Annotated in this window: 2 protein-coding genes; both read right to left on the bottom strand. The window is 33.8% G+C overall.

Annotated features, from left to right (window positions below; all coding sequences use genetic code 11):
• Positions 1–884: 884 nt before the first annotated feature.
• Complete coding sequence (locus tag ACWIW0_RS11195) at positions 885–1,346, bottom strand: hypothetical protein (RefSeq protein ID WP_454453380.1); 462 nt, start codon at positions 1,344–1,346, stop codon at positions 885–887.
• Positions 1,347–1,350: 4 nt separating this feature from the next.
• On the bottom strand, positions 1,351–2,988 hold a 1,638-nt coding region (locus ACWIW0_RS11190), incomplete at its 5' end, for a polymorphic toxin-type HINT domain-containing protein (protein ID WP_454453379.1).

Raw genomic sequence — 2,988 nt, 5'->3', positions numbered from 1 at the left:
CTCTTTAATTTTAAGTGACCGTTATTGCCTGTCACTTTAACCGTGCCAATTTGGTCTAATATCGTACGCTCAAAATTGCCATCTGCACTTTGGGAATGAGAGAGTGTGCTTGAAACCTCTGAATCAACGCAATTTTTCGCAAAAATCTGACCGCTTGTATTTAAAAGAATAAATACAAGCGGTAAGTTTTTTAGTATTTTTTTAATTCCATTGATTACCTTAAATTACTCTTCACCAAAACAATCTTTTGCAAAAAATTGAACATATCAAACCGCTTGTAAGAATCCTATAATCCCCTTGTAAACATGGGGGTTATAGGGGCATATCTAATTTATCTAATAATCCGTTTTTTATTTTAGAATAAATGCTCTCAAATTCCCTTTCTTTTTCTAGGTTGCCATCATGATATAAATCCCAATCAAAGTTTCGTAAGCACTCAGGCATGAGGCTAATTCTTTTACCATTAAGATATTGAGTGATACTTCATTCATTTATGTTACATTCATCATAAATAAAGAAATTATCTAATTTCTCTAATATAGGTATTAAATCGTCATCTCTTCTTATAAGAACATAAATAGTATTACAATCCAACAAAATATCTATTCCAAAACAAAGATATTTTTTATGTTCTGTTATACTGGATGTATTTTTTTTGGAAACTAAAATCATTATTTAAATCCTTTTATTTTTATTTAACTCTTGAGTTTTTATTTTAAAATTATCAATCTTATCTTTTATTTTAAAATCCCCCGATAGCGCTAGTTTCCAAACTCGTACCAAAACAATCTTTTGCAAAAAATTGAATATATTAAACCGCTTGCTAGAACCCTGAACACCCGTGTGAGCACGGGCGTTATCGGGGTTCGTAAGATATCTAAGAATTAGCACTTATTCTGTATAATTGATCTTAGTTTTTCTACACAAGTAAGAACTTCTTTTGTATCTAATACATAAGTAAATACTCTCAATGTTTCTTTTTCTGGATAATTAAAAAATGGCTCTTCAACAATTTTCCATGAGATATGTGTTTTATTATTATATATATATATATATATATAATAATCATCAAATGAGTCACCTAAAGAAAGTTGATACTTTTCGAATCTATTTTCATCTTTATGGATATTGTCAAAGATCTTTGTATTTCCGTAATAGAAATCAATAGGATATAAGTTTTTCATTCTGAATTCTAATTTCCCCAAAAAAACATCTATATAAGTCACATCATCAAAAGTTCCTATTGAATGATTACATACCCATATTTTTAGTGGAACAAGAGAACGGTTTTCTAGATGAGCTATAAGAATCTCAATAGCAAATGTATTTTTATTACCTATAAACATAAATTTACTTTCCTTGTATTTCATTAGGCACAAGATTCATCGGTAATTGACGTTTAATACCGCTAGCTGTTTTGCCATTAGTTGATCCATTCCAGTGATATACACCAGTATTTGGATTAGGTTCAAATCGATGATAAATCGGTTTTCCTTTAATGATTTCTACTGCCCAGCGGTTTCCATCTTTCGTCTCAACACTATTTTGCCATAACTCAATGTGATTATTAGGCAATACAGATTTTTCTGGTTTATAAGTTGATTGATTTCCTCCTCGGGGATCATGATGTCCAGGATTCTCATAGTAGTGTTTTTTAACTAACATTCCTTTAGTTGATGGTTTAGTGCTTTCAATTATTATCTCTGTAGCTGAAATACTTTCCTTGATATCTAACACTTTATTTCCTGTTTGAGGGTGCTCCTGACCAATCTTTATATTTCCAATATCACAACACTTATCATTATGCACCCAAACCCCAAGCTCACCAATGTGGTAAGTATGGTGATCATCTACCATAATGTTATAAACCGTTGCATAACGATCTAACTCATTTTGGCTGATCACTTTTAATGAAGCTGAGCCGTTGCGATCCAATAACTTCATTTCTGAAGAGAGCAATGTCGATTTTAACCAACCTATACCTTCTACATAGAATGGGTGTTCTGTAGTTGTCAGATAGGTCTCTTGTTGTCCTTGTTCATTTTCTACAATGACTTCAACAAGTTGCTGGTTATCCGTTGCTTTAGTCGCTGTAACGGGTTTATAAGCGTAGTGATTGCCAAATTCTTCTCTCGACCAAATCAGATCGCCAAACCCAATTTGCTCAATTGGAATAAACCCTCTTGCAGTTTCGACAAGTGTGCCAGCCACAAAACAGGCTGTTGTACAAGTTATTTTCTGTTTTTCCACAGTCGATTTTTTAGGCGTAGCGATATGCCCTTTTGTGAGTAGTTGTAGAGTGGAAATATCATCACTTAACAATGCTTTCACAAAATTTTTCACTTCATCTGGTCGGGCGATTGGTAGATATGCTGTATAGGCATTATCTTTGGCTAAAATCAATTCTCTTTCAGCAGGAGTTATCACGCCCTTTTCTACCTGTTTATCCCAATACTGATTTCGTACTGATTTAAGCTGTTCGTTGTTGAGTTGATTTCCCACAAACCATTCTGTTCCATAGAACAAATAAGGATCACTTTCTGATAATGTTCCCCAAAAACTTAGCTGGCTTTTACCATTATTTTCAATTTGACCCTGTTTAGCCCCTTCTAGCATTTTTTGTGAATAAGATGAAATAAACAGACTATAATCTTCATCGGTAAAAATACCTTGCTTATATAAATTCGCAATAATCTGATTTGCAGCTGCAACAGCTTCTTTATATTCAGCAATGATCTGATCTCGTTCTTCTTGGGTTTTCGCTTGATTAAATGCGACTTCAAACTGATCAACGTCTTTTACACTATTCGCTTTTAATTTGTCGAAGAGGGCTTTTTCTTTGTCATCAAGCAATTCATACGAGTATTTATTGGTTAAAGCATTATTCTCCACCGCATTTTCCGCAATCCCCATTCCATCGCCTACACTGCTTGCAATCGCAAGTGAGTTGCCGCCTGTTGTCGCTGAGCTTAACCCCGCTGCAACACC

The sequence above is a fragment of the Ursidibacter sp. B-7004-1 genome, assembly GCF_053654055.1.
The sequence above is the reverse complement of the archived record's forward strand: the minus strand, read 5'-3'. Positions and strand labels throughout refer to the sequence as shown.

Bases quoted from the DNA above. Each gene is read 5' to 3' on its own strand.
- ACWIW0_RS11195 (WP_454453380.1), bottom strand. From the start codon at position 1,346: ATGTTTATAGGTAATAAAAATACATTTGCTATTGAGATTCTTATAGCT.